The sequence below is a fragment of the Actinoplanes sp. NPDC048791 genome (assembly GCF_040650095.1).
Lineage (GTDB): Bacteria > Actinomycetota > Actinomycetes > Mycobacteriales > Micromonosporaceae > Actinoplanes.
In genome coordinates this window covers 1-3,304 of sequence record NZ_JBEZGQ010000930.1, presented here as the reverse complement: position 1 = coordinate 3,304, position 3,304 = coordinate 1, and the positions used below count along the sequence as shown (strand labels likewise).

At 72.3% G+C, this 3,304-nt stretch carries 3 protein-coding genes; all 3 read left to right on the top strand.

The annotated features are described in order from the left end of the window. Nucleotides 1-1,006 (top strand): SGNH hydrolase domain-containing protein (locus tag AB0C29_RS39930; protein WP_360832012.1); only part of this gene is annotated, 1,006 nt, incomplete at its 5' end. A gap of 7 nt (nucleotides 1,007-1,013) precedes the next feature. Beyond that, entirely contained in the window at nucleotides 1,014-2,570 is a 1,557-nt protein-coding gene (locus tag AB0C29_RS39925) for a glycosyltransferase family 39 protein (protein ID WP_360832010.1), read from the top strand. Further along, nucleotides 2,567-3,304, top strand: a 738-nt coding sequence (locus AB0C29_RS39920) for a nucleotide sugar dehydrogenase (protein ID WP_360832007.1), incomplete at its 3' end; no start/stop codon positions are given. The genes AB0C29_RS39925 and AB0C29_RS39920, both read left to right, overlap by 4 nt.

Below are 3,304 nucleotides of genomic sequence, written 5' to 3'. Positions count from 1 at the left end.
GCGGCTGCGCCCCGGCCGGGCGCTCGCCCTGGGCGGCGCGCTGACCGCGGCGACCGTGGCCCTCGCGCTGGTCGCACCGCACCTGCCGAGCCCGCAGACCACGGGTACGGCGGCCGCCCGCAAGCCCGCCGACGTGCTGGCCTCGGGCACGGCCACCGTCCCGGAGTTGCAGAAGATCATCCGGGACAGCATCATCCCGACGGTCCTCCCCCGCGAGCTGACACCCGCTCTCGCGCGGGCGGCGGCGAGCTCGCCCCGGGACGGCGGATGTCTGGTGCCACCCGCGAGCCGGTTCGTCTCCGACAACATCGGCCGGGGCTGCGAGCGGCACGGGGTCGAGACCGGCAGCCGGGTCATGGTGCTGTTCGGTGACTCGCACGCCCAGCAGTGGTTCGACGCCGTCGACACGATCGCCCGCAAGCGGGGCTGGCGGCTCGTCGTCTTCACGAAGACCGACTGCGGACCGGCCCTCGGCAAGGTCAACAAGGTCGGCACCACCGTTCCGTACGCGGAATGCGACCAGTGGCGGCTGCGGGCCCTGGACCGGATCCAGCAGTTGCGACCGGCCATGGTGGTCATGTCCGCCCGCAACCGCGAGGGCGGCCCGCTGGACGTGGCGGCGAGCGCCGGTCCCGACCAGGACTGGGCCTCGGCCTGGGCCGCCACGGTCACCCGGATCAAGCGGGCCGGGGCGCTGCCGGTCGTCATCCCGGACACCCCGGTCACGCACTACGACGTGCCGCGGTGCCTGGCGACCCACCCGGACGCCGTCAACGAGTGCCATCTCGACGTGTTCCGGTCCCTGTTCCTGCCCCGGCAGCGGATCGTCCGGGCCCTGGTGCAGGCCCACGGCGGCCGGGTCGTCGACTCCACCGCGTGGTTCTGCACACCCAGGATCTGCCCCGCCGTCATCGGCGGCACCGTCGTCTACCGCGACGACAACCACCTGACGTCCGTCTACGCGAAGCAGCTCGCGGGCGTCCTGGACGAGGCACTGGCCGAATGAGGAAGCGATGACCGACGCGCAATTGTTGTCCCCCGCCGTCCCCCGGATCATCGGACAGCGCCGTCCGGACGGGCACGTACCGGCGCCCCTGGTGCGGAGCTGGTCCGTCCTGAGCACGGTGGCCCTGGCGCTGCCGCCGGCCCTGCTCGCGCTCACCCTGTCGGTGGTCGGCATCGGCTCCCGGAGCATGTGGAACGACGAGTACGCCAGCTGGTACGCCTCCACCCTGAGCTTCCGGGACCTGGCGAAACTGCTGGCCAACGTGGACGCCGTCGTGGCGCCGTACTATCTGGTCCTGCATTTCTGGATCGACGTCTTCGGCGATTCGGAGACCAGCCTGCGGATGCCGTCCGCGCTCGCCATGGCCGCCACCGCGGCGCTGGTCGCGGTGCTGGGCCGCCGGCTGTTCGACACGGGGGCCGGCCTGACCGCCGGGCTGATCGTGGCCGGGCTGCCCGCGGCGACGCGCTACGGCCAGGAAGCCCGCCCGTACGCGTTCGCGATCGGCTTCGCCACCCTGGCGACGCTGCTGCTGCTGCGGGCGATGGAGCGGCCGACCTGGCGCCGGTGGATCTGGTACGGCGTCGGCCTCGTCCTGGCCGGCCTGGTGCACATCGTGACCCTGACCGTGCTGCTGGCCCACGCCGTGTTCATGGGGCGGGCCTTCCGGGTCAGCGGTGAGCTGCGGTTGCTGCGCTGGTTCGCCGGAGCGTTCATCGCGGTGACCGCCGCACTGCCGCTGGCGGCCAAGGGCTCGCAACAGTCGAGCGTCATCGCCTGGATCAAGGTCGACGCCGCGGCGCTGACCAGCCTGCCCGAGCGGATCTTCGGCTCCTGGCAGGTCGCGCTCGTGGTCTGCGTGGCGGCGCTGTCGGCGGCGGTGCTGCTCTGGTCGCGCCACCGGGGACCGGTGGTCCTGCTGCTGAGCTGGGCGCTGTTCCCGCCGCTCTTCTGCTACGTCACCTTCCCGGTGCTGCATCTCTTCCTGCACCGCTACCTGCTCTTCACCGTCCCGGCGTGGGCGCTGCTGGCCGGTGCCCTGGGCTTCTCCCTGGCCCGGTTCACCCGCCGGGCCGGGTCCACCTGGCTGCTGTCGCTGAGCGGCCTGCTGGTGGTGGCCGCGGTGCTGCTCGTCAGCGGACCGGGACAGCAGGCGGCCCGGCACAGTCCGGTCTACGGCGAGCCTGACTTCCGCAGCGCGGCCGCTGCCCTGGCCACCGTGGCCCGGCCCGGTGACGGCATCGCCTACGCCGGTACGACCCGTAACGGCCGCCGGGCCTTCGACTACGAGGTGCGGCGCCTCGGCCTGCTGCGGGACGTGCTGGTCGATCGCACGTCGCAGGAGAACGGCACCTTCGGCGCCCACGAATGCGCCGATCCCGGCCCGTGCGTCGGTGACACCCGGCGGATCTGGCTGGTGTCGACAACGGCGGCCAACCTCGACCCGATGGACGGCATGCCCGGTCCGACCCAGGGGTTCCTGCTCACGGCGTACACCCTGAGCGAGTACCGCAGCTTCGAGCAGATCCGGATCTTCGTGCTCGACCGCAAGGACCCGCGATGACGCCGTACCCGAGAAAGGAAGAACTGATGGAGCGACCGCGGCTGACCTTCGTCGGCACCGGTTATCTGGGGGCCACCTACGCCGTCTGCTTCGCCGAGCTGGGCTACGAGGTGCTCGGCTTCGACGTCGACGTGGCCCGGATCGCCGCCCTCTCGGCCGGCGCTGTGCCGTTCCACGAGCCGGGCCTCGACGAGCTGCTGCGGCGCAACCTCGCCGCCGGCCGCCTGCGCTTCACCACGTCGTACCAGGAGACCGCCGACTTCGGCGACGTGCACTTCATCTGCGTGGGCACGCCGCAGCGGGCGGGTGGCACGGGCGCCGATCTCTCGTACGTCGAGGCGGCGGTCACCGGACTGGCCCGGCACCTGACCCGCCGGGTGCTGATCGTCGGCAAGTCCACGGTCCCGGTCGGCACCGCGGAGTGGGTGGAGCAGCTGGTGGCCAAGCACACGGACCCTGGACTGGGCATCGAGGTGGCCTGGTCGCCGGAGTTCCTGCAGGAGGGCTTCGCGGTCCAGGACGTGCTGCGGCCCAGCCGGATCGTCGCCGGCCTGCGGTCGGAGTGGGCCGGCGACCTGCTGCGGGCCGCGCACCGGGGCATCCTCGACCTGGCCGCCGCGGAGGACCGTGAGGTGCCCGTGGTGGTCACCGACTTCGCCACCGCCGAGCTGGTCAAGGTGGCCGCGAACGCGTTCCTGGCCACCAAGATCAGCTTCATCAACGCGATGGCCGAG